This window comes from Neobacillus sp. B4I6, assembly GCF_050434045.1.
Classification (GTDB): domain Bacteria; phylum Bacillota; class Bacilli; order Bacillales; family Cytobacillaceae; genus Neobacillus.
The window spans coordinates 258956-283704 of the sequence record NZ_JBNPWB010000001.1 but is presented as its reverse complement, the minus strand read 5'-3'; the positions used below and the strand labels follow the sequence as shown (position 1 = coordinate 283704).

Genomic DNA, 24749 nt, shown 5'->3' with positions numbered 1-24749 from the left:
CACAAAACATACAAAAGAGGTGTCTCCTATATGATAACTAATAATCATCTAAATAAGCAACTACCAAATGAATTAACTTCAACATTTAAGGAATTACAGGTGTTGAAACATCTAAGAAAAGCTGGTATTACAAAGTCTTTCGGTTTTTCCTGTGCGTACCTTTTTCAAGTGATTTATTGTTTAATCTTTGAAAACAAGAACTGGTTTCGTACGCTTGAAAGTAAGAAATCTACCGATTTTCCTGCCAAGGATGCTGTATATCGGTTCTTAAATCAGTCTAATTATTCTTGGAGACGTTTTTTAACATTCTTTAGTACTGATACGATTGGAAAAGTAACAAAACTCACCAATTACGAACGTCCGAAAGTATTGATTTTAGATGATTCTTTGTTTGTATGATCGAAATCGTAGTAAAGCGGTAGAGTTACTCGCTCGTTGTTTTGATCATGCTTATCAAAAAATGCGTTTCTATAAAGGGTTTCGCATGCTTACGCTCGGTTGGTCTGATAGAGCTACTTTTATCCCAGTAGACTTTTCTTTATTGAGCTCAAAAACGAGTCAGATCAACGGAATCTACAAAGATAGATAAGCGTAGCTCTGGTTACAAGCGCCGTCATGAAGGTCTACAATCTGCACCAGAACAAATTCCTGATATGATTCGGCGTGCTATGTACGCTGGGGTTGATGCCTCTTATGTTTTGATGGATACTTGGTTTACCCATCAACCACTTATTAAGAACATCAAAGAACAATGACTTGATGTCATTGGCATGGTTAAGAATTTAAAGCAACGTTACCTTGTAGACGGTGATCCAGTGAATTTAAAAGAACTCTATCGTTTAGCAGCACCAATTCAAGGGAAAAAGAGAATTCTTCGCTCCATTCATACGATCCAAGCTAATGATGTTCCAGTCAAAGTAGTTTTTGTTCGCAACCGATTAAAGGATTATATATTATTCCGGATTACCAGAATCCGATGACTTATACGATGAGCGTTGAAATTCGTAAGGCTATTGCTGAGATTGCCATTAAGTATAATTTATTTATTATTGAAGATGGAACGTATCATTTAATCCAAGAAAAAGTGTTACCGGCCGTAGCGACATATGCACCTGAGCATACGATTTATATAGCGAGTTTATCGAAATCGATGGCAACTGGACTCCGTCTTGCTTATGTGGCAGTTCCTTTCAAATTCCTGGATTCGATTCGAAAAGCTCTTTATAACTTAAATATTTCCGTATCGCCACTACTTGCGGAGTTAACAGCACGAATAATTGTACCGAATCAGTTTGAAAACATTGTTGCACTTCATAAAGAGGAAACAAAAGCTCGCAATCAATTGGTCAATCATTATTTAGTTAAGGAGAACTGTTTAGGTGAAGCAACAGGGATTTTTCGTTGGTTACATCTGCCGAATCATTATACAGGTGACCAATTTGAACAAATAGCTGCAGCACAAGGTGTACAAGTTTATAGTGGAGGGCGATTTGCGGTAGGTAATGTCGCGCCAGCAAATGCCGTACGTTTGGGGATTTGTGCTCCAGAATCGAGAGAGGAACTTGAAAAAGCTCTTATTATACTTAGAAAAATTATTGAAATGTTTTGATATGTGAAATAAATATTGTTTGCCATCCAATTATAATATTGTATGGCTCAGATTGTAGACAAAAGGCATTCGAATGAGCAAATTCGGATGCCTTTTTATTGGATTTTTGCTCGTAAGAGCAAAATTTAGACCTATCCTTTGACTATTATTACGCCAATTCTGGACCTTTCCACGTCCAGCTGGCCATCAAATTTACCTAAGCTATCCTTATACTGTGTTGTATCTAACAAAAATTCCTACTTCATAACGAAAAGATTATCTCTCGCATAATTAAAATTTCGGCATAGCTTCAACAGCATCCGCCAAGTCACTATAGGAATCTCGTAAATATCTTGCTGTTGTCGAAATATTACTATGACCGGCGAGTCTCCTGACTTTTTCAATGTCATTATTCGTAGCCTTTAACATCCATTTGTAAAAAGTATGCCTGAACATATGGGGTGTTAATTTTTTCTTCGGCAAGCTGTAATTTTCAATTATCGTTTGGATCCCACGAACGGTAAATTTGGGTGACCGCTGGCTATAAAACACATAGGTTGACTCTTCCACATGGGGTTTCTTGTTTGACATTTCTGCCCTAAACATTAACCAGTCGTACAGTTCCTGCCACAAGGTATTTGATATTGGCAAAGTTCGAAGCTTTCGTCCTTTCCCCAATATCCGAATACGTCTTAACTCCAAATCAAGGTCGGTTAGCTTTAAGTTGGATAGTTCATCCACCCTCAAACCTGCGTACGTCAATAAATAAATTATGGCCCGATCCCGACGGTACTTTTCTTCGGGATCCACTCCTCTGCTTTTGACCGGTGTCTTTCTGACACGATTCAATAGATCTTCAAACTCTTCTTCCGTGAGCCACATAATTTTTTCAGAATCTTCATCGGCAGATTTTAAATCATTGATTTCTTCCATTGGGTTATGCTGCAGCTTCTTATGTTTAACGGCCCAGGAATAAAAACTTCGCAAAGCGTTTAACCTAGATTAATGGTAGTAATCGCCAATGATTTTCCTTCTTGTGGATTTAACATTCTACTGATCCATTTTCTTACATCCGTCGCTGTAACGAATTGTTCCGGTTGAATATGTAAATATTCCAAAAAGATATGTATATCATTCCGATAGGAAATAATGGTTTTTGGAGACTTATCTTTTTTTTCAAGACTAACAATATATTCTTCTAGCATGAACCTCACCTCTTAACTTATATGCTGAGTTTAACCAAAAAAACGCATAAAATCACAGACGAGTATAACATAGGATTTTGATAGTTTAAATGAATATAATGTATATTATATTCTAAGTTAAATTCAAGCGCATATAGTAACCTTTAAGGGTTGCTCTTTTTAGACCTATATAATTAAATGCATGATGGGAATGACGGTTGACACTACCGAATACTTTAATTTTTTTTATTATCTACTTCGATTAAATATTTCGGGTGGTGGCAAGCTCCAAAACTATTAAATGAAAAACCTTGTCAGATATTCTGACGAAAATGTTCACAGAAGATTCATAAAGTTATATATTTAATTCAAGGAAAATAGAGAGGATGTCGAAAAATGAAAAAAATAAAAAATATAGGATTAATTTCATTCTTAGTTTTAGTTATTAGAACAACATTTACTTATTAAACTTAATATGACATTCGTAAAAAGCACTTTTAACTATACTATTTTACCATTTATTTTAATAGGCTTAATAATCACGCTACTACCAGTTTTATTAACAGAGGATGTAAGTGTTTTTCAATGGTTAATAGATCGCATGTTTGAAAATAAATGAGTGGAAAAATAATAAGTGTAAAGTTAATATAGAGGAAAAAGGTTTTTATGTTTTTTTACTTTATAAGTGATTTATATTTTCTTTTTTGATTTATACGAATTGAAAACTCTTCTTATAATATAGTTTACATTTTTAAATATTGGTGCTTATCTTTTACGAACATTTCATTTCTATTTATGCCTACAAATAACCAAAATGGACACGGATAAAAATCCAAGTGCTTCATGTTGGTTATATATTTTTCCTTTTTGTGAAGGAATTAATTTATATTGATTAGTACGAGCACGTAACGATCTACCTAGCACTATCATGAATAGCTGATTACCTATTTATCATCTTTCGACCATAAATAAACAGTTTACCACCCATAATAATGGTTCGTTCGACCGTACAAAATACCTGTACACCCATATATAACCTCTCGGCTATATATGAACGTTAACTTCATTGAGTCATGTACTCAACTTAGTCTGCGGCACTCGATACGATCTTCGCTCGACCCTATATGATAAATTGGGACCTTATTGTAATAATACCTTCTAGAGGTACGACTACAATAAAACCTTTCTCTACCATATAAAATCTTCCCTCCGACTATACACAAACCATGATTAGATGGCCTATATACAATCTTTGGCCGACCTATATACACCCCAAAAGAGCTTATATAGATCTTGGCTCAACCGTTACGTACCCGATATTAATATAATGAGCTAAATCATTCAAATTATTCATAATCATAATTTAACACATTAGGTAAAATATTACTCTTTTAACATTGAACATATTATTTTTATTTCTACACATAATAATTTTTAGGGTTTAGCCCTACTTAAACTTACTAAGGAGTGATCACTCATGTACAATCAACAAGTCATTTCTCAAATCCAAAGCACGTTACAACAAATGCAAAGCTCAGAACAAAGTAATGCGTCTCAATTAAGACAATTTTCTAATCAACTTCAACAAATTGCTCAGCATGAAGCTTCTGCTGTTCAGCAAATTCAACATCTTAGCCAATTATGTACTCAATTAAGCCAAGAAGTTCAACGCGTGTCCCAAATAGGGACTCAGCAACAACCTTGGCAACCCCAAGTAGGAGTACAGCAGCCATTTATACAACCCGTATCTTCTTATTCATATCCAAAACATTAATAAAAACGTCTTAGCGTAATATATGGAGTTTATTGTAGGACCCCTAAAAAAAGATCCCTGCTTTAAAGCAGTTAGGACCTTTTTTAGGGTCTTACTAGAATATCAATCAATTTTTCATAATCATTATGGCGACTTATTATATACAATAGATTGAGCTGCCTTTTGAAATGCCTCAATCATAGCTTAACTTCGGTCAGAAAATTGATTGTTTGATACTACGGTCAAGATAATAGACACAGATTTTCTACCGCGCTTTCGCTTGGTGACCTTCATAAAAAAGTTTAAATAAAGAATGATTTAAACTTTTTTATGAAGGTGAAATCAAGCTGCGGAATTTCCATACATACGTTCGAATTCATTAGGAGTATAGTAGCCCAAAGTCGAATGGATTCGCTTGGAATTGTAGAAGAACTCGATATACTCAAACAATGATTTCTTCGCTTCTTCTATTGTTTTATACTTCGTTTGATACACTTGCTTACGTTTAAGAATACCGTGAAATGACTCAATACAAGCATTGTCATAACAGTTTCCTTTTCGGCTCATGCTGCGCCTGTCTATTCATAGGAGACATACTGAACACCCCGGTCTGAATGGTGAATAACACCTTTTCCAGGCTTTTGACGTTTGTAAGCCATCTTTAATGCAGAGATAACCAATTCCTTTGTCATGGTTTTATCCATTACCCAAAACTGGTTTGGTTTACAAGCTTTAAACTGGCGATCCAAGACGTTTTCACTTACTGGATGTTGATGCTTCGGTAAATATGATAATTCGGGCTTAGGGGTTGATTCTACTCCTCTGGAAACGAAAAAGTTATCCCAAGAAAACGATCAGCTAAAAAACTATTAGGTGAAAAAGACTTAGAGATTGCTATTCTTCGTGATCTTATAAAAAAGAAAAACCCTCACTTACTGAAAAAACTTGAAATAGTTGACAGCAGGATCCAAAAAGGCTATGCAAAACTTACAGTGCTTAAAATTCTAGGAATTCTCGGTCAACCTACTATTATCAAAAAAATGGCCGCGTGGAAGAAAAGCAAGTTAGTGAGGGGCATCCAGCACCAGGTTATTCTATCCAAGAGAACGGAAAGAAAATCTCAGATGAACAAAAAAAAGAATGGTTGCTTGAAGAAATCTCAAGTAACGGATTTGCCTATGGTTATCGAAAACTAACGAAGCAATTGCGTATCCAAGGGCGTCGCGACTTTATTCAAAACTTTGCATCTTTTTTATAAATATCGTGACTTTATTTCAAATCCACATCCTCCACAATCTGGCCCGTTTGTTGAAAAATAAAAGAATCTCCTTATTGATAAAAGCCCTTGCTTTCGTTGAGCAAAGGCTTCTTTTTTGACGAGTTTCTTCTATTATATAATCGATTTATTTCGAAGATCCCTCATACTCCCTAACCAACTTATAAAAAGTTGTCTTCTTTACGCCTATCAAAGTGTATGAAAATGAGTGAACGTTCGTATTTTAAATTTTACGAACGCGGTAAACAGTCGATTTAAAGTAAAAATACCCCGTTCGTAAAAGTGTACTTTTCCAAACGGGTAAAATTTGGTGTATTTATTTTTAGTTTGATAAGTCTGTGTCTGTGTGGCTAACTTTATTTTCCTTAATGTTTTCGCTTATTTTTAACCATATGCTTCCTATACAAATTAAAATTGCTACTAGAAAAAAAGGTACTTTATATCCTTTGAAAATATCAATTAATATTCCAAATAAAGAAGGAGCAATTACTATAAAAAATTGATTTATAGTTAATGCAACACTGACCGTCAAGCTGATAAAATTCTCATTGGATTTTTCAGAAATAAGCACTATAAATAGACTAAACCACCCCATGCCAAAAAAACCAATAAAAGAAAGATAATAATCCATTTGCCCACAAAGGTAGATAGGGAGGAACTATAGCTAATGATATAATAAGTGCTACAGTAATCCACATTGTTAATTGTAAAGGGATACTTCTATTTCCTTTGAAAATTGTGTCACTCTTCCAAGCATTCCACCTAATAATGAAATACTAAGTAGAGGTCCAGAAGATGATAAATTAATGTCTAAGATTTTCGAAAAGAAGTTCATTTAATGAGCAACAATGATTAGTTGTAATGAAACCATTATTCCACCAACAAAAAATATAGGATACAGTTCATGATTATTTTTAATGATCTTAATTTTTGTTATAAATGTATAACTATTTTTTTGTTCTTTTGTAATTTTTAAATCTTTATAAAAGATTAAAAATACTAAACCACCTATAATGGTAGTTGTTCCTTGGACAATTATTGCTGAAGATAATCCAAATTTATAATAAAAGAATGGTAGTATAGCTGAAGCCAATGCACCACCGATAGGAATTCCGGTTTGTCGAATACCCATAGCAACCCCTCTATGTTTTTTAGGGAACCATTTAACAATTGCACTACTACCACCAGGTTGAGCCGTACCATACCATATGCCTACTAAGGTAAGAATTCCAAGAAAAATAAGATATTTATCTGTTAAATTAACAGCAAAAACATTTATTCCTAATATAATTGCTTCTATACCCACAATCCACTTTTCTCCATATTTATCCATTAAATTTCCGAATATAATCATAGAAAGTATAGGTCCAATATTAACAGCAGATACAATTAATCCAGTTTCAAAATGAGATAAATTATATTCCTTTTGATAAAAAGTTGCTAAGGGACCCATACCATATGTGACAAATGTAGAACACATTTGAGCTATTGTTGCTATTAATAAAATAATCCATTTATATCTTCCCTGTTTACATATCATAATTAATCCTTCCTCAAACACTTAAATCTTTATTTAATTATTTATCTTATGTAGATAATTTATATAAAGCCTTCCAAAATATCAAAATATGTTTTGGAAGACTTTAATGAATTATATTATTACAGTAACAGGAGTAAAAACCCTTTTCTTAACCTGTCTTAGATTTCTATCATTCCATAAATCTGGTGCAACAAGAACTCTTTGTACCCATCGAAGAGCATTTCCCCTTTTATCAAAGGTAGGAATAAACTGATCACGTGAATGAAGTGTGAATCTATTATTTACATAAATAAGACGACCCGGTGCAATATCTACACCAAAACCTACTTTCTGAATTGCTGTATGGAAATTTTTAAGTGCACTTTCTGCATCGCTGTTTTGAGGAGATACCATATCTGGATAAAACGCCACAGAGATTTCTGGATAATTATTATCTCCTTGTATTATTGGAACTAAATCAGTTATTTGCATGTCACCAGGAATAGATAATCTCCATCTATATGATTTACTTGGATCCTCATAATGGGAAATTAACTAGTGCTAAGCACAAAAATCCAAACGGCGGAGGATTAATTTCAGTTCATCAAAAGACAAATTTACCTAAAACATCAAAAAATGGTATCGCAGTTTTGGGAATAACGGTAGGGGAAAATTCATTGGTGACCTGGGGAGATAGTAAACCAATTTACCCTATCTAGTATGGATATTGTAAAACATAAAAATAGAAACGGAATTAATCTTAACGTAACCTTTTTAGTAGTTGAATGCTCTAACTGAAGTTGATCCAAAATAATTCCTCCTAAGTTATCATTACTTCCTTTATTCAAAATTTTAATTCATTGAAGTTTGAAGGTTACAATGCAATCAAATTCTTTTTGACAGTGAAACTACAAATCAAAAGCATTGTAACCCCTTACATAAAACGTTTTCAAAAAATAATTTTATTCTACTCGGTATAACGAAACAAAAGATAGGTATCTCAATTGGTTCATCAATGACTTTGCTCACATAATATCCCCTTTTTCGAACGATTAAATCTTCCCATTCACCCTCTCTGTATTTTTTGTATTCTTGACTACTTGTATACTAGGTTATCTTATATATTTAGTGTATATTTACTAGTTTTGTTTGTCAATACGAATATGGGATTATTCTAAACCTTATAGAAAATTATGATTCTTAAGCTGGTATCACAGTGAAGCATTTAATCGATAAAAAATAAAAAATTCCCCATCATTATTTCGATGCGGGAATTTAGAGTGTAAGATTATATTTACATACTGTTTAAGCTTCTTTAAATGCCCTTCAAACTACCTTTTTGTGGCAATATTTATTAGTCTAATCCTTCCAATACCGATCATATAAGTTTTGCATATGTTTAGTCATGATTTCCACTGCTTCTTTTTCGTTGTGATTCTCAATCGCTTTAATTAGTAATTCATGCTCTTTAAAATTAACATCTCGATAGTCTGGTCGAGTTACGGTTCGATCTCGAATAAATTTCCACATTTCTTGTTGTTTCATTGCATTACTAATAGCCTCCATGATGTTAATAAACAAATCATTATGAGAGCCTTTTGCAATACCACAATGTAATTTCTCGTCTGTTTCTGGTACATATACTCCAGCCTTGGTTTCTTCCTCCATCTCTTTGATGGTCGAACGAAGATCCTCTATGTCTTCATCAGTAGCTCTTTGAGCTGCAAATTTTACAATAAGAGGCCCTAAATACATCCTTACTTCAACAATATCCTCTGGGGATATCGAGTTAAAGAAGATGGCTGATTCAGAATTTTCAGGGGCAATCTGATTGCTTATCACAAAAACACCTTCGCCTTGACGGGAATATATAATACCCTTCAATTCCAATGCACTAAGGGCCTGGCGAATAGAAGCTCGGCTTACACCAAACTGTTCGCATAACTCTCTTTCAGCTGGCAGTTTATCACCTATTTTAAATGAACCCGATTGGATCTCTGAAAGAATTTGATTATAAATTTGCATATGCAATTTCTTGCTAGATACTGGATTAAAATTAATAATAACCACTTCTTTCCATATTGTGTTTATTATGTTTTAAGTAATAATATACAGGCATCCCTGATTGGAATGCCTGTACAGTAAGGGATTATATAAACTAATCCATATGTGAACCACCGTTAATATCTACTTCTTCACCTGTAATATAAGATGCTTCTTTTGAAGCTAAGAAGGCAATGGTTGCGGCAATTTCTTCCGTTTCACCAGGTCTTCCCATAGGGATTCCTGCTATAACTTCTTTTGCCTGGTCTTTGGGAAGGGACTTCCATATATCCGTATTAACAAGTCCTGGTGCCACACAGTTTACCGTTATTCCATCAAGTGCAACCTCGCGCGCAAGGTTCTTGGAGAATCCTAATACGGCAGCCTTGGAAGCGGAATAGTGTGGCCCTCCAAATACGCCTCCTCCTCGTTTGGCTGAAACGGAAGAAAGACTTACGATTCTACCATACTTTTGTTTTTTCATCGTTTCTAGTACAGCTTGGGTACATAGGAATAATCCAAACATGTTAACATTAAATACTCTTGTTATATCCTCTACTGTCATATCTTGAACCGTGACTTTTTGTGAAATTCCTGCATTATTAACAAGGATATCAATTCTGCCATAGGTTTGAAGAACCTTTTCCACCATGGCCTCATTTGATTCTTTGCTGGTTACATTTAATTCTACCCCTAAAGCTTTTCCACCAGCTTCTGTAATCGCATTAACGGTATCCTGAATTCCATCCATATTAATATCAGCGACCACAACCGCTGCTCCCTGTTTTGCAAGTGTTAAAGCAATTGTGCGACCAATTCCTTTTTTTGAACCACTTCCAGTCACGATCGCTACTCTATTATCTAATTCAAACATGTATCTTCTCTCCTTAGGATTTATTAGTTCCTTACTTAAGCATTGCCTTCGCTGTTGCTACAATATTTTCTATCGTAATTCCATTAAGCTCTAACAATTTTTCATATGGTGCAGATTGTCCAAACTGATCTTGAACTCCTATTCTTCTCACGATACCCTTTCCTTCTTCTGCCACTACTTCACATACTGCACTTCCAAGGCCATTAAGGATGTTGTGGTCTTCTACTGTTACGATTTTGCCGATTTCTACGCACTCTAACACAGCTTCTTTATCAAGTGGTTTAATAGTGTGAATGTCTAATAGCTTAACTGAGATGCCTTCTTTTTCTAGTTCTCTAGTAGCTTCTAACGCAAGACGAACAGTGTCACCGTTTGCGATGATTGCAACGTCAGTTCCGTTTTGGATTTCTTTTGCTTTTCCAATTACGAACTCTTCGCTTTCATCATAGATGAATGGCATGGCGTCTCTTGTGAAACGAAGATATACAGGTCCTTGGATTTCGGCAGCTTGAGCGACTAATTTTCTAGTAGAGTTATAGTCTGCACCCATAACCACAGTCATGTTCGGAATTGTTCTATATACACCCATATCTTCGATTGCTTGGTGACTCGCACCGTCATTCGCTGGAGTTAATCCACCGTGAGAGCAAGCGATTTTAACGTTTAAGTTTGGATAACAAGCTTCTTGACGAATTTGCTCAGTCATACGTAATGAACCGAATACAGCGTATGTGCTGATGAATGGAATTTTACCAGTTGTCGCAAGACCAGCAGCTAAACCCGCAGCGTTTTGTTCAGCGATCCCAACGTTTACGTGTTGGTTTGGTAGTTCTTTAGCAAATTTAGTTGTTTTACATGATTTACCGATATCAATATCCACAACATAAATGTCTTTATTCTTTTTCCCTAATTCTACAATTTCGTCACCGAATGCTTCTCTAGTAGCTTTTTTTGTTTGGATATCTTTTGCTAAAACTGTCATTATCTTAACCCTCCTGCTACTTCTGCGATTGCTTGTTCATATTGTTCTTTGTTTGGAGCAACTCCGTGCCAATCAACAACATTTTCCATGAATGAAACGCCGCGGCCTTTTACTGTGTTTACAATAATCGCTTTTGGCTTACCGTTCTTTGAACCTCTAATCTCATCTAACGTAGCTACGATTTCTTCCATTGAATGTCCGTCGATTCTCTTAGTTTCAAAACCGAATGCAGCAAATTTAACTTCTAAATCGTGGTTTGGCATAACTTCTTCGGTTGTACCATCAATTTGAAGACCATTGTCATCAACGAATACAACTAAGTTATCTAGTTGATACTTGGCAGCTGATTGAGCAGCTTCCCAGATTTGACCTTCTTGAGCTTCTCCGTCACCAACCATGGCAAATACGCGGTAATCTTTCTCATCACGCTTTCCAGCTAATGCCATTCCGACTGCACAAGATAAACCTTGACCAAGTGATCCTGTTGAAATATCGATTCCAGGACATTTCTTCATGTCAGGATGTCCTTGGAAAGGGGAACCGTATTGCCTTAAGGTGTAAACGGTTTCATATGGTACATACCCTCGTAAAGCTAATGCTGAATATTGTATAGGGCAAACATGCCCTTTTGATAAAACAAACCGGTCACGGTCTTCCCATTGGGGATTCGTAGGATCAATGTTCATTTCACTAAAATAAAGTGCTGTTACTACATCCGCTGCGGATAGAGAACCCCCTGGATGCCCAGATTGCGCTTCGTGAATCATCGTCAGAGCTGTTTTTCTAAGCTCAATTGCTTTTTGTTTTAATTCTTCAACACTACTATTTTTCATAACAGTCACCTCATTAAATTATGAATTGCCATTTTAGATTTTAACTAAAGGCACCTTGTTGTTACATTGTCCACTTGTCTACCAAGAGGCCTTATGGATTTAGTATACCTGCAATTTAATAATTGTCAACCCGAATTTTATTTAAATTAATCATATTGCCTTATTTTTAAGTAGCTCAGCTTTCGCACGCTAAAAAGTCATTCTCTTAAGGAATTAACAAGGAAAAGAGGGAATCACTTACTACAAGTCTGGGTCCATATACAAACCAGATGGCACTAAAGGACATGGTTACATGTTAAAGAATAAAAAACCTCCGGATAACAAAGTTTTTGTTATTCCGGAGGTTTGAGTCGGCTAGGGGTTAGGATATTGGAGACTGCCTTTTTACCAAATAAATACAAACATTCTCTTTATTATTTGTAAGTTGGGACTTCCCTGCTCAAGATTATTTCTCCTACATTTTCTAATAACCAACAAAAGATATTAACTTCTATAACTTAGTTGATACATATTATGGTTACCTATGTTTATGTTTTTCTACTTTAAGGTTTAGAATAGTTCCGTAATTGCATTGACAAACAATAATAGCAAAAGTATACTAAACACGTAAGGTGACTTAATAGACAAGTAGTTAAGGTTTTATTTTCCATAAGGGTGTTATGAGATAATATTCTACATAGGGGGTTTACAAAATGGCAAAAACATTTATTCAAATGGTAGCAGAAGCTCGTGAGGATGTACCAGGTATCAGTTCAGCTGCAGCACGTGAGAAGATTCAGGAAAATCCAGACACATTGGTTATCGATGTGCAGGACGCAGCGGATGCTGGCGCATGCGGATTAATTCCAAGCAGTGTTAATATTTCACTAGGGATGCTGCCTATCCGTGCCGACCTTGAGTTGCCAGATCATTTACGGAATGCAGAGTTAGCTGATCGAAATCGTCCTGTATTAGTGACATGTGGTGCTGGTGGACAGGCTGCGCTTGGAGCGTATGTTCTGAAACAAATGGGCTTCACAGATGTTGCCTATATTGAAGGTGGAACGACTGCATGGAAGTCTGCTGGATTTGAGGTTGAGTCCACACAATAAGGTGAAATTGTCAGGGGAACTGCCCGCTATTCTTCACCCTAATAATGAAAACCAATTGTGGAGGAGCTGAGTTCATTGCTCCTCTTTTTATTGTTTGGATGTGGAATTAACTCGGGTGCTATGTAATTGATATTAAGTAAATAGAGTAGACACAGATATTTTACATTTAGAATATCAACTTCTATCCTTCTCCAAAAACGTTATTTTAACCTTGGCCACCACGAAAAGAAATAATGGCAGACAAAGACCAAACACTAAAGAATAGGGTGTCCAAATGTTTGCGATGAAGTTAATCAAATAACTCATATCGGGTGCTATCACAATGGATAGGACCATCAGGATCATGGCGAATGGAAGAGTCAGTGGGCGATAATCATGCATCTCCAACGTTTGAGCGATCACTAATACGGATACATAATAACAAATCTGTAGTTTGAAAAAGATAGTAATAATCCATAATCCGGCCATAACGGCTTCTACCCTTTGGAAAAACCTACCGACGTCTATTTTTTGAGCCAGTATATAGCTAGGAAAAAGTTCATTTTCAGTTGCTTCGGCTCCCAAAACTAGTATAGTCAGCATGATAATTGAGAAGAGGATGATTCCCCCAATCAGGCTCCCTGCCAAAAAAGCTTTACTTGCTTTCTTAATCCGGTTTACATAGGGAAAGATCATCAAAAACAAAACAAGCTCCAGATAAGGAGAACCCAGTTGCATAAAAGCAGCTTGAAGGATAGGATTTGCCCCTTTTGCAAATACAGGTTGAATTTTTTCAAACTCTATTTGAGGAGAAACAAAGAGAACTATCGTAAAAAAAAGAATACACACCCAGGGAAAGAAGATTTCAGAAGTACGGGCTATATTTTCTAAGCCGTATCGCACTCCCATAATGACAATGCCTAACAAAAGGATATGTATCGACTCAATCGGCGTTTCCGGCATCATCGTCGATGTGAAAAAATTACTTATTTGCCGGAGTGTAATGGCACAAAGGAAAAATGTGTAGGTAAAGAATAAAAGCGAGATTATTTTTCCCATCCATTTCCCTAAAATTTTCTGGCTATATCCAACCAAGGTCATATCTGGAAAAAGACTTCCTAACGCTTTGTATAACCATGCCAGCAAAAGACCTAATCCTGCAAGGATTATAGCTGTTATCCAAGCATCTTGCTTTGCTTCTACAGCAATAAATTTTGCCAATAAGAGAATGGAACTGCCATTGATAAATAAGATGATGAAAATCATAAACTGGCGGGGTGCAATTTTACCGTTCTCCTGCATCATTATCACCTTTTCACTTGAATATGTCGGAAATAACCTCGCTATAAGGCTGGAAGATGGCTGTAATTCCCTTGAATGGGTTAGGAATACTCACCTCCATATGCTCCAAAATATTTAGTACAATACCCAGAAGAAGTAGAAAAGAAAATACCCAGAGATCCTTCCTATGATTTTTCTTCAAAAGGGAAGGGACTTCGATGAACATGATGATAATCCCTATCACTACTATTTCCGCAATGAACCACATCCAAATTACTCCTCCATCCTTTCCCGAAATGATTTTTTAGTTAAAAATATGCGTTGAATATCGGCTTTCACTTCTACATTGACCTGTAAATTCGGAAATTCATGATACCAATCCTTTTGTATCTTTTCCCAATATTTAGGGTTGGTATGGTTGATTACATGGCCAAATCCAAAAATATCAGATTTGTATTTTTTTTGCGCTGCTTTTAGTGCTGCTGCAATGGTCCTTTTTATATCCTTTTCTGTTAATTTCTCTAGCTGAGTAATCGTTTCCGGTCTCGATAAATCAATATCACATTGCGCATCAGCAACATTGCCTTCGAGACTAACTTTGATATCTATTTGAGGTGTGCCGTTTATTTTCTTGAATTGGGTCTTCTCTTGCGTACGAAGCACTTCCACATTTATCTTCTTCTTCCCTCGGGGGCAAGGAAATTCAACGGTCGTGCTGTGTATCTCACCCTGAGTATAGTTATATCCTTTGCTTGCCTCTTCATTTAACCAACCAACCAGCCGATCTTTTTTAAACACGGCAAGGCCGTGATACTGTAACTTAGCACCGGGATCAATTTGTTGCCCATTCTCTGTAGTTTCACCCAACGCACGATTTCCGTACACCTTAATGCCTGTGAGTACGGCTTCTTTTTCTTTATTAATGATATCTGACATAAACTGATCCATTTTGACAGCGGCTGTTGTCCCCAAAGCCTTAGATGAGTTATCTAGAGAATGCTTCATTTTATTGGGGGGAATTCGGTCTATGAGGGTATACACTTTAAGGATGTTCTCAGCCTTTGTACCCCTAGCTATAACAACAAAAAAATCCTTTCGATATTGATGGTCCCTGGAAATGTGATCCAATACGTCGCTTAGCCCCTCTTTTGCCAATTCCTCACTGATAATAAGCATCTGAAGTTGTCCCGTATAAACTTTTCTTGTACTCGAAGTTGTCATTTTTCGACCAGCCTCCTGTAAAGAGTTCCCCGTTTCTTTAAACAAAGTGACAGGAGCATCACTCGAAGCAGCACCTCCTTTGGCAGCGATGGCTCCTGGATTGACGATTTGTTGAGAAAGCAAAATTTTATTCCCCTTTTTATCCAACCCCATGGCTACGGTGACCGCAAGTTCGTTCAATTCTACCCGATTCCAGCATCCGGTAAGTGTAAACAAAATAGTTATTGAAAGTAACCATACGACCGACTTTTGTTTCGTAATTATTCCTCCTTCCTCTGTATCAATTTCTAAGTTTTTTCCGAGGATGCGGGGTAGAAGGATTATCTTCACGGCTGATATTCTTTTGACTCACAAATCGAGGTCTAGAGAACATTCCCCACCAAGGTGCACGAAAAATCGCATCTTTTTGATCAGACATCACCATAGGGCCAAATGGCGCCATATAGGGAACTCCAAAAGAACGCAAATGACATAAGTGTTGAATGATAGCAATAATCCCTACAATAACACCCAAGAACCCGAAGGAAGCAGCCAACCCCATTATTCCAAAGCGGAGAATTCTGACAGAAATGGCCAAATTATAGGCAGGAATGATGAAACTGGAAATAGCTGTGAGAGATACTACGATTACCATAGAAGCTGATATGATTCCCGCTTCTACGGCTGCTTGTCCAATCACTAAGGCCCCTACAATTGATACCGCCTGTCCTACAGCTCTTGGCATTCGAATCCCAGCCTCCCGCAACAGTTCAAAGATTACCTCCGTTAGTAGTGCTTCAATAAATGCTGGAAAAGGTACCCCTTCCCGTTGAGCCATCAGACTAAATAACAGTCCGGGGGGCAGCATTTCTTGATGAAAAGTTGTAATCGCAATATATAAAGACGGTGCCAGTAAGGCAATGAAGAAAGCTAAATAACGCAGCAAACGCAGGAGTGTACCAATGTCTGACCGCTGATAATAATCTTCCGCTGCAGAAAAGAATTGCGAGAAGATGACCGGTACCAAAAGGACAAAAGGGGTTCCATCCACAAAGATCGCAATCCGTCCCTCCAAAAGCCCGGCAGCAATGACATCAGGCCTTTCTGTATTAAATACCGTTGGAAAAATGGTGTATGTTTCATCCTGTATCAATTCTTCAATATAGCCGCCTTCCAGAATGCTGTCTATTTCAATCCGGGTAAGCCGTTTCCGTACCTCTTCAACGATTTTTCCATTCGCAATCCCCTGAATGTACATGATGTTGACAGCAGTTTTGGTTACCCTTCCTATGGTTAGGTTCTCCAACCAAAGGTTAGGATCTCTAATTTTTCGCCGGACCAATGCGGTATTCGTCCGTATGTTTTCAGAAAAGCCCTCCTTCGGACCGCGAATGACCGTTTGAGAGGAAGGCTCTTGAACACCGCGATCTTCCCATCCTTTCAAACCGACCATCAGACCTTGAGAATATCCCTCTAATAGGATGGCAGCATCCCCTGATAAGATGGATGGAAGCAAGGTTTCAAAATCCGAAACATCCTTGATGCTCCCCACTGGAAGAAGTTCTTTCAGTAGTTGAAAAGTAAAGGGCCTGGATGAATGGTCTAAATTCACATCACTTTCTTGTATATCCAACATTAAAGATTCCATGATAAATTGATTGACAGATTGAGCATCAGACAAACCTTCTGTAAAGACCAGAGCTATTTTAATCTGCCTTTTCTTTCCGATGCCAAATTCCCTTATGACAACATCTGGACTATTTCCCACTAGTTCCATAATCGTTCGAATGTTTTCCTGGAGATTAGTTTGCAAAGGTGTTTTTTCCCTTATACGTTGATTATTGGGGTTTAAATTAGATTTAAATATTCTCTGGATCACTTTGAACATACCCAAAAGCATATCATCTCCTATTTACACCTCAATCGTTATCCATTTCTCTCGACGCCTGGAGAGTTTTTATTTTACCAAATTGACATTATTTCCCTCCAACTAACCATTTAAGCATGAACAGTATGAAAACCAGTGTAATCAAACCAGCAACAATAAAAAATGATACACCTTCTACGCTTAAATCCAATCTTTGGGTCTGCTTACCTTAGGCAGCCGTTTATATTCTTGGCAAATTAATTTTTCAACGATTTCTTTGATGGATTTTCCAGTAACCTGTTTAAGTTGGTTTACCATTTTCTTAACCTCTGGATCTGCTTCAATGACTATTCGAGCATGCACTTTCAAATTCTTCAACTTCCAAGTTTTGAATGTTTGTTTTGTATATTTTAGTTAATTTAGCCAATTAGTTTATCTTTATTCAATTTGTTTCTAAATCGCGTGATTATGTGTGACATATGAAGTGGAGAGGTGCTTCATTAGCATGTAGGCGAAGGGAAAGAAAATGACCAGGTATATGTTTCAAAGTGTATCGAATCCTTATAAAAAGGCGATTTTCGCATAGGAGACCTTGTTACTTTTCATTAGAGGACTTTCGGGAGATTGATGAGAAGAGAGCATACTTCCTTTCCAGATTAAAACTCAAATTTACGGTCAACCATTCGAATCCTAGCTTGTACTTCCACCTCGTTTCAAATGCGAGAGTTACTTTTGCGAAAGCGGAAAAAGGAACTGAGCGAGTATAAGGCTCTGTGTAATATGATAAAAGACTATTTACCACTCAAACTAGTAAGAACTGTTAGATACCATTGAACAATACACAATCACGAACGGTTCCAGAAAAAATTAAACCAGTGTACCCCGGTAGAGTGCCGGAATATACTGGCTGTTTAGACCTTTTTGTGCTGTCTACTTGACAGGGGTAGAACCACTTGGAATGTTCCAAAGTTCTTTAATATTTCTAATGCTAATTGCGTTACTAATTACACTGTAATTATAGTGTGTTTTAGTTTGTTATTTATGGTGTGTTTTAGTGTTTTCCACCCCAGAACGGAACCAATTAAGAAACCTTACCGAATCCCTTCTTCATTAACAAATTCTATTTTTTAGAACAATCCTTAGGACACTGCCCGTACCATGTTTTTACTCCTTTAGTGTCAATAATGGCAATCACTTTCCCACATACCTGACATACAACAGTGCCTTGTTTTAGGTCTATTTGTTTGTCCATTTTTTACACTCCTTAATTTCCTGATACTTGTTCATGATATTCAAATTTATTATTTATCGAAGAAACAATAGAGTTGGATATATTACACTATCTAACTTTCACCATAAAGCGGTAAATAGCACCCTAATAGATTAGGAATCCAAATCATAACCAGTTAGATAGCGTTTACATATTTTTCAGCTTGTACTACATTCTTTAGCCACCTAAATAAAGCTGCTGGAATTTTATTTAAGGTTGAATCATGTATTGATAGACTTTTTTAACTAGATTTTTTTTCCAACTCTTTTTCGACATTCTTACTTAGAGACTTTCCCGACTGTTTTACCAAGAAAACAATAATACAGGAGCTAATAATCATGCTGACACCTAAGAAAATCATTGCTGTATTAAAGGACCCTGTTGTATCCTTTATATATCCCACAATGTATGGTCCAAAGAATCCACCAAGATTTCCTACACTGTTGATGAGTGCAATTGCCCCTGCTGCAGCGGCCTCCGTTAAGAAAGATGGCGGAATGGACCAGAATGGAGAGTAGGCACCAAATGCTCCACATAAAGCGATTGTTAGGAAAACAAAGGATAATACAATACTGGTATTTGCAACTAAGCTGCTAATAACCATTGCAACGGCACTTGTTGTTAAACATGCCGCAACATGCCAACGTCTCTCGTTCTTCTTGTCGGAATGGTTACCAACTAGAATCATCGTCACCATGGCACAAACATACATTAGCCCTAAAACCCACCCCATAGATTGGGTACTTAGTGATGTTTTCTCCGTTAATCCTTGAGAAATGGTTGGTAAAAACATGACAATTCCGTAATAACCAATCATCCAGCAAAAATACCCTACCGATAAGATGAGAACGTCACGATCCTTTAAAGCTTGCCAGAAAGTGTAGTGTTTTACTTGCTGTTTTTCAAGTTTCTCTTTTGTTGTAACGTCAATTAGCCATTTTTTCTCATCTTTGTTCAACCATTTTACATCTTCAATTTTATCATCAAGATAGTAGAAACATACTACACCTAAGATGACCGCTGGAATCGCTTCCATAATAAACAGCCATTGCCAGCCAGCCAGACCTAACCAGTCGACTCCTAGTAAGAAAGTAGAGAGTGGAGCACCTAAGGCATTCGCACCTGGTATCGCCACCATAAACCCTGCAATCGCTTTGGCATGATGTTTCGTTTGATAAAAACCACTTAAATAAAAAACCATACATGGATAAAAACTAGCTTCAGCAACCCCTAAAAGAAAGCGTGCTGTATAAAATTGCATCGGAGTTTGTACGAAGGCCATTAAAATGGCAATTATAGCCCATGTCACCATGATTCTACTAATCCATTTTCTAGCTCCAATTTTCGTCATAATGGCGCTGCCTGGTACCTCTAAAAGGAAATAACCAAGGAAAAAGATCCCTGCTCCAAATCCAAAAACCGCATTTGAAAAACCTAAATCTTCGTTCATTTGCAGTGCAGCGAATCCAATATTTACCCTATCAAGTATCGATATTGTAAAACATAGAAATAGAAATGGGATTAATCTTAACGTAACCTTTTTAGTAGTTGAACGCTCTAATTGTAGTAGATCCAAAATAATTCCCCCTTATGTGTTCATGCCTTCCTTTTTACAAGCTTTCATTTAGAGTTTGATGGTCTATCAAATTCCTTTTGACAATGAAGCTACGAATCTCCCTGAAAAGGTTTAAAAATTTCGAGAATTAAAAATATCGCAACCCCTTACATAAAACGCTTTCAAAAAATACTTTTTATTCCACTCGGTTTAGCGAAACAAAAGATGGGGTATGTCCGATCGATTCCTCAACTGTTTTCCCATAATAACTTTTATCTTACTATACGATAAAGTAAAGACCAAGAGGTATGTAAAGCATACAGTATAGGATAGATTAGAATTTCAGCAATACTTTTACCACATTTTCTAATTTTTCATCAACAATTTTCATGGCATTCTTGATATCTTCAATGGGCACAACCTTTGAAATGAGCAAAGACGTATCAAACATATTGGCTGCTATGGCCTCCGCAGCAATCTCGAAATCATCTCTCACATACATATTGGAACCGATTAATTGGATTTCCTTATTTTGAATGTAGGAAATATCAATCTCTGGTTTCTTTCCAAAAAGAGCAACTTCAGAAACCTTTCCGCCCCTTCTAACCATTTTGAAAGAATCATTTAGCACGGATTGGATTCCAACCGCAATAAATACAGTATCTACACCCTCACCATTGGTCTCGTCCAGAATTCTTTGAACTGCATCCTCATGAATCGTATGGATGGGAGAAGTGGCTCCTAATTTTTTGGCAATATCTAAATTAAAATCCACAGCATCTGTTATAAAGATCTTGGTTGCGCCTGAGTTTTTTACTGCTAGCAAGAGACCCAACCCAATTGGACCTGCTCCTAGGATCGCCACTTTATCGCCCAGACCTACTCTAGCCTTTCTGACAGCATGGACACCAACAGCAAGCGGCTCAATCAGGGCTCCCTGTTCAAAGGATACATTATCAGGCAACTTTACGATTGTGTTTTCCGGAACAACAATAAATTCACCAAAGGAACCGATCCATTCCTGTGTACCTAAAACCTTCTTTTCTTTACAAATATGATAATTTCCGGCTTGACAGTGTCTGCAAACCCCACAGCCATAATGGGGCTCAACAGTGACGCGATCGCCCACCGAGACACTTTTTACTTCTGAACCTATTTCGATTACCACACCTGCAAGCTCATGTCCTGAGATGACAGGTGGAATTCGAAAAGGATGGGTTCCGTGGTAAGCATGAATTTCCGAACCACATATTCCAGTTACCTTGACTTGAATCTTGACTTCATTCGCTTGCTTGATATCTGGGATGCCGACCTCTTGTAATTCTACTGAGAATGGTTTATCAATGACTGCTGCTCTAATATAATCTCCTCCCTATTTTGAACGAATAAAATCTTCCAGCCCTATCACAGTTCTTGTATTCTTATATTCTTGTATGGTTGTATACTAAGGTGCGTTATATATTTAATATACTTTTACTAGTTTTATTTGTCAATACGTTTTTGAAACAATCTAATAACTATAAAAAGCAAGCATGATGCATGAGCTGGTATCACAGTGAAGCATTAAACCGATAAAAAATAAAAAATTCCCCATCATTATTTCGATGCGGGAATTTAGAGTGTAAGATTATATTTACATACTGTTTAAGCTTCTTTAATGCCCTTCAAACTACCTTTCTGTGGCAATATTTCTTAGTCTAATCCTTCCAATACCGATCATATAAGTTTTGCATATGTTTAGTCATGATTTCCACTGCTTCTTTTTCGTTGTGATTCTCAATCGCTTTAATTAGTAATTCATGCTCTTTAAAATTAACATCTCGATAGTCTGGTCGAGTTACGGTTCGATCTCGAATAAATTTCCACATTTCTTGTTGTTTCATTGCATTACTAATAGCCGCCATGATGTTAATAAACAAATCATTATGAGAGGCCTTTGCAATACCACAATGTAATTTCTCGTCTGTTTCTGGTACATATACGCCAGCCTTGGTTTCTTTCTCCATCTCTTTGATGGTCAAACGAAGATCCTCTATGTCTTCATCAGTAGCCCTTTGAGCTGCAAATTTTATAATAAGAGGCTCTATATTCATCCTTACTTCAATAATATCTTCTGGGGATATAGATTTAAAGAAAATGGCTGATTCAGAATTTTCAGGGGCAATCTGATTGCTTTTCACATAAACACCTTCGCCTTGACGGGAATAAATAATACCATTCAATTCCAATGCACTAAGGGCCTGTCGAATAGGAGCTCGGCTTACACCAAACTGTTCACATAGCTCTCTTTCAGGTGGCAGTTTATCACCTATTTTAAATGATCCCGATTGGATTTCTGAAAGAATTTGATTATAAATTTGCAAATACAATTTCTTACTAGATACTGGATTAAAATTAATAATAACCACTTCTTTCCATATTGTGTTTTTTGTATTCTAAGTAAGTAATTAGACATGTATAATGTCTAATTATATAGAAATTTATTTAAAAGGGCAATAAACTTAATATATTAAAGAATCAACCATTGTTTAACGGAAAAGTTTTCAACAAAATCTAAGCAAACTCATTTTATTCATGGAATCTTCCTTATTCCTTTATAATAGTATACAGGCATCCCTGATTGGAATGCCTGTACAGTAAGGGATTATATAAACTAATCCATATGTGAACCACCGTTAATATCTACTTCTTCACCTGTAATATAAGATGCTTCTTTTGAAACTAAGAAAGCAATAGTTGCGGCAATCTCTTCAGTCTCACCTGGTCTTCCCATTGGAATTCCGTCGATCACTTTCTTCGCCTGATCTTCAGGAAGTGACTTCCATATTTCCGTATTAACAAGACCTGGTGCCACACAGTTTACGGTGATTCCATCAAGAGCAACTTCACGAGCAAGATTTTTAGAAAATCCTAATACGGCAGCCTTTGAAGCGGAATAGTGTGGCCCTCCAAATACTCCGCCTCCTCGTTTGGCGGAAACGGAGGAAAGACTAACGATTCGGCCATACTTTTGATTTTTCATCGTTTTTAGTACGGCTTGGGTGCATAAGAACAGTCCAAACATGCTAACATTAAATACTCTTGTTATATCCTCTACTGTCATATCTTGAACCGTGACTTTTTGTGAAATCCCTGCATTATTAACAAGGATATCAATTCTTCCATAGGTTTGAAGAACCTTTTCCACCATGGCCTCATTTGATTCTTTGCTGGTTACATTTAATTCTACCCCTAAAGCTTTTCCACCAGCTTCTGTAATCGCATTAACGGTATCCTGAATTCCATCCATATTAATATCAGCGACCACAACCGCTGCTCCCTGTTTTGCAAGTGTTAAAGCAATTGTGCGACCAATTTGTTTCATTACAAATAAAGTTGTTACATGGCGCTGATCCAGCCGATGTTGTTTCTGTTTCATTTTTTACACGGATAAAATCAACGTAGTTTTTGTGGGTTTATATTTTTCATTCGATGCCTCAAAAAATGGCAGGATATAGATTTTCTTTGGCTTACAACCGTATTCAAATAAATGATATTCGATTTCCTCTTTCAGACCTGCCTTTTCAATTGCTTGTGCCTCATCTTTATAAAAATTAGATACGATAATTGTCATGATAACTCCCCCCTTTAAAGCAAAGGGGAAATCTCCCCATTGCTATTTTGGTATTTTTATAGATAGCCTTTCTCCTTTAGGCTGACATGCTTACCGGTATGGCTGACAATTACATGGTCAAGGACGTCGATACCTAAAATTCTCCCTGCTTCTGCAAGTCTTTTAGTAACCTCTATATCTTCTTTGCTTGGAGTTGGGTCTCCGCTTGGGTGCTGGTGGCTAACAATAATGGATGCCGCATTATTGAGAATAGCGCATTTCATCACCTCTCTAGGATGGATGATACTAGCGTTCAAGCTTCCTACATGAGCTCTATGTAACCCAACTACCTGATTTTTAGTATTGAGCATCATAACTAGAAGCACTTCTCGGTCTTCATCCGCAATGTAAGAGGCAGCTAACTTTTGAGCATCTTCCGGTGAACGAATGATATATTGTGCAAACGGTTCAGAGGATTCCTTAATTTCTTGTTTGATTCGTACGACTTCAAAGATAGACATAAATTCCATTTTTCAAAACTCCCTTTCTTTTTTAGTTTTTTCATTCATTTTTTCTTTTTGGGTTCCGAATCGAATCCGTTCCCCAAAGGGGGATGATTTTTCCCCTTTTGCAAGTAGAACGAAAAACACGCATAGGCTATGGGTCAAGGGCGCTCTTCGCACAAAAAGTTTTTTGCTGTTGCGATAGCGCCTTTAAGCAAAAAAGTTTTTTGCCCCTTGACCGATTGACTGGCTTTCTTAGCTTCCAGCCGGAAAGGTTCGGGTGTCCTGCCGGCTGGAAGGTTAGAAAGCTTGCGCTGTTTTACGATTCGGAAGGCAAAAGGGAAAAATCAATAATAAAA

General features: G+C 36.8%; 22 protein-coding genes and 3 pseudogenes. 5 read left to right on the top strand and 20 right to left on the bottom strand.

Annotated features, from left to right (window positions below):
• Window positions 1–30 precede the first annotated feature (30 nt).
• Both QF028_RS01455 and QF028_RS01450 read left to right on the top strand, forming a co-directional pair.
• Window positions 31–944: pseudogene (locus tag QF028_RS01455) on the top strand (IS4 family transposase); the annotation flags it as partial.
• 44 nt (window positions 945–988) lie between these two features.
• Entirely contained in the window at window positions 989–1609 is a 621-nt protein-coding gene (locus QF028_RS01450) for an aminotransferase class I/II-fold pyridoxal phosphate-dependent enzyme (protein WP_429463584.1), read from the top strand.
• Between the two features lie 270 nt (window positions 1610–1879).
• Here the strand turns inward: QF028_RS01450 and QF028_RS01445 are convergent.
• A pseudogene (locus tag QF028_RS01445) lies at window positions 1880–2793 on the bottom strand (tyrosine-type recombinase/integrase).
• Between the two features lie 1456 nt (window positions 2794–4249).
• On the opposite strand from QF028_RS01445, the gene QF028_RS01440 reads away from it, so the two are divergent.
• On the top strand, window positions 4250–4546 hold the full coding sequence (locus QF028_RS01440; protein WP_429463582.1) for a hypothetical protein: 297 nt from the start codon (window positions 4250–4252) through the stop codon (window positions 4544–4546).
• Window positions 4547–4867: 321 nt separating this feature from the next.
• Here QF028_RS01440 and QF028_RS01435 read toward each other — a convergent pair.
• A pseudogene (locus tag QF028_RS01435) lies at window positions 4868–5301 on the bottom strand (IS3 family transposase); the annotation flags it as partial.
• 272 nt (window positions 5302–5573) lie between these two features.
• On the opposite strand from QF028_RS01435, the gene QF028_RS01430 reads away from it, so the two are divergent.
• The gene (locus QF028_RS01430) at window positions 5574–5783 is read left to right on the top strand and encodes a hypothetical protein (protein WP_429463580.1); all 210 of its coding nucleotides are present in this window, start codon (window positions 5574–5576) and stop codon (window positions 5781–5783) included.
• Window positions 5784–6123: 340 nt separating this feature from the next.
• On the opposite strand, the gene QF028_RS01425 is transcribed toward QF028_RS01430, so the two are convergent.
• The 7 genes from QF028_RS01425 to QF028_RS01395 form a co-directional block, all read right to left on the bottom strand.
• Window positions 6124–6432 carry an MFS transporter gene (locus tag QF028_RS01425; protein ID WP_429463578.1) on the bottom strand — a complete coding sequence of 103 codons (309 nt, stop codon included), beginning with the start codon at window positions 6430–6432 and terminating at the stop codon, window positions 6124–6126.
• A 204-nt stretch (window positions 6433–6636) separates the two neighbouring features.
• Window positions 6637–7341 carry an MFS transporter gene (locus QF028_RS01420; RefSeq protein ID WP_429463576.1) on the bottom strand — a complete coding sequence of 235 codons (705 nt, stop codon included), beginning with the start codon at window positions 7339–7341 and terminating at the stop codon, window positions 6637–6639.
• Window positions 7342–7452: 111 nt separating this feature from the next.
• Complete coding sequence (locus QF028_RS01415) at window positions 7453–7812, bottom strand: hypothetical protein (RefSeq protein WP_429463575.1); 360 nt, start codon at window positions 7810–7812, stop codon at window positions 7453–7455.
• A gap of 867 nt (window positions 7813–8679) precedes the next feature.
• A complete protein-coding gene (locus QF028_RS01410; RefSeq protein ID WP_429463573.1) occupies window positions 8680–9345 on the bottom strand; it encodes a FadR/GntR family transcriptional regulator in 666 nt (221 codons plus the stop codon).
• A 133-nt stretch (window positions 9346–9478) separates the two neighbouring features.
• Complete coding sequence (locus tag QF028_RS01405; RefSeq protein ID WP_429463571.1) at window positions 9479–10237, bottom strand: SDR family NAD(P)-dependent oxidoreductase; 759 nt, start codon at window positions 10235–10237, stop codon at window positions 9479–9481.
• Between the two features lie 31 nt (window positions 10238–10268).
• On the bottom strand, window positions 10269–11219 hold the full coding sequence (locus QF028_RS01400) for a transketolase family protein (protein WP_429463569.1): 951 nt from the start codon (window positions 11217–11219) through the stop codon (window positions 10269–10271).
• Window positions 11219–12052, bottom strand: a complete 834-nt coding sequence (locus tag QF028_RS01395) for a transketolase (RefSeq protein ID WP_429463567.1) — start codon at window positions 12050–12052, stop codon at window positions 11219–11221. Before QF028_RS01395 ends, QF028_RS01400 begins: the two co-directional genes overlap by 1 nt.
• A 692-nt stretch (window positions 12053–12744) precedes the next feature.
• On the opposite strand from QF028_RS01395, the gene QF028_RS01390 reads away from it, so the two are divergent.
• Complete coding sequence (locus tag QF028_RS01390; RefSeq protein ID WP_429463565.1) at window positions 12745–13143, top strand: rhodanese-like domain-containing protein; 399 nt, start codon at window positions 12745–12747, stop codon at window positions 13141–13143.
• Between the two features lie 174 nt (window positions 13144–13317).
• Here QF028_RS01390 and QF028_RS01385 read toward each other — a convergent pair whose 3' ends face one another.
• From QF028_RS01385 to QF028_RS01335, 11 genes are all read right to left on the bottom strand, one after another.
• Window positions 13318–14427: a GerAB/ArcD/ProY family transporter gene (locus QF028_RS01385; protein ID WP_429463563.1), complete on the bottom strand. Its 1110-nt coding sequence runs from the start codon at window positions 14425–14427 to the stop codon at window positions 13318–13320.
• A 249-nt stretch (window positions 14428–14676) separates the two neighbouring features.
• Window positions 14677–15954 (bottom strand): Ger(x)C family spore germination protein, encoded by a 1278-nt coding sequence (locus QF028_RS01380; protein ID WP_429463561.1) that lies wholly within the window; start codon window positions 15952–15954, stop codon window positions 14677–14679.
• Window positions 15905–17503 (bottom strand): spore germination protein, encoded by a 1599-nt coding sequence (locus tag QF028_RS01375; RefSeq protein WP_429463559.1) that lies wholly within the window; start codon window positions 17501–17503, stop codon window positions 15905–15907. Before QF028_RS01375 ends, QF028_RS01380 begins: the two co-directional genes overlap by 50 nt.
• Window positions 17504–17671: 168 nt before the next feature.
• Complete coding sequence (locus QF028_RS01370) at window positions 17672–17839, bottom strand: hypothetical protein (protein ID WP_429463557.1); 168 nt, start codon at window positions 17837–17839, stop codon at window positions 17672–17674.
• A 751-nt stretch (window positions 17840–18590) separates the two neighbouring features.
• Window positions 18591–18722: a GapA-binding peptide SR1P gene (locus tag QF028_RS01365; RefSeq protein WP_429463555.1), complete on the bottom strand. Its 132-nt coding sequence runs from the start codon at window positions 18720–18722 to the stop codon at window positions 18591–18593.
• A 259-nt stretch (window positions 18723–18981) separates the two neighbouring features.
• A complete protein-coding gene (locus QF028_RS01360) occupies window positions 18982–20316 on the bottom strand; it encodes an MFS transporter (RefSeq protein WP_429463553.1) in 1335 nt (444 codons plus the stop codon).
• Window positions 20317–20629: 313 nt separating this feature from the next.
• A complete protein-coding gene (locus tag QF028_RS01355; protein ID WP_429463742.1) occupies window positions 20630–21601 on the bottom strand; it encodes a zinc-dependent alcohol dehydrogenase in 972 nt (323 codons plus the stop codon).
• A gap of 391 nt (window positions 21602–21992) precedes the next feature.
• Complete coding sequence (locus tag QF028_RS01350) at window positions 21993–22703, bottom strand: FadR/GntR family transcriptional regulator (protein ID WP_429463551.1); 711 nt, start codon at window positions 22701–22703, stop codon at window positions 21993–21995.
• A gap of 245 nt (window positions 22704–22948) precedes the next feature.
• Complete coding sequence (locus QF028_RS01345; RefSeq protein ID WP_429463740.1) at window positions 22949–23659, bottom strand: SDR family NAD(P)-dependent oxidoreductase; 711 nt, start codon at window positions 23657–23659, stop codon at window positions 22949–22951.
• Window positions 23660–23716: 57 nt separating this feature from the next.
• Window positions 23717–23908 (bottom strand): hypothetical protein, encoded by a 192-nt coding sequence (locus QF028_RS01340; RefSeq protein WP_429463550.1) that lies wholly within the window; start codon window positions 23906–23908, stop codon window positions 23717–23719.
• 56 nt (window positions 23909–23964) lie between these two features.
• Window positions 23965–24417 carry a JAB domain-containing protein gene (locus QF028_RS01335; RefSeq protein WP_429463548.1) on the bottom strand — a complete coding sequence of 151 codons (453 nt, stop codon included), beginning with the start codon at window positions 24415–24417 and terminating at the stop codon, window positions 23965–23967.
• Window positions 24418–24749 lie beyond the last annotated feature (332 nt).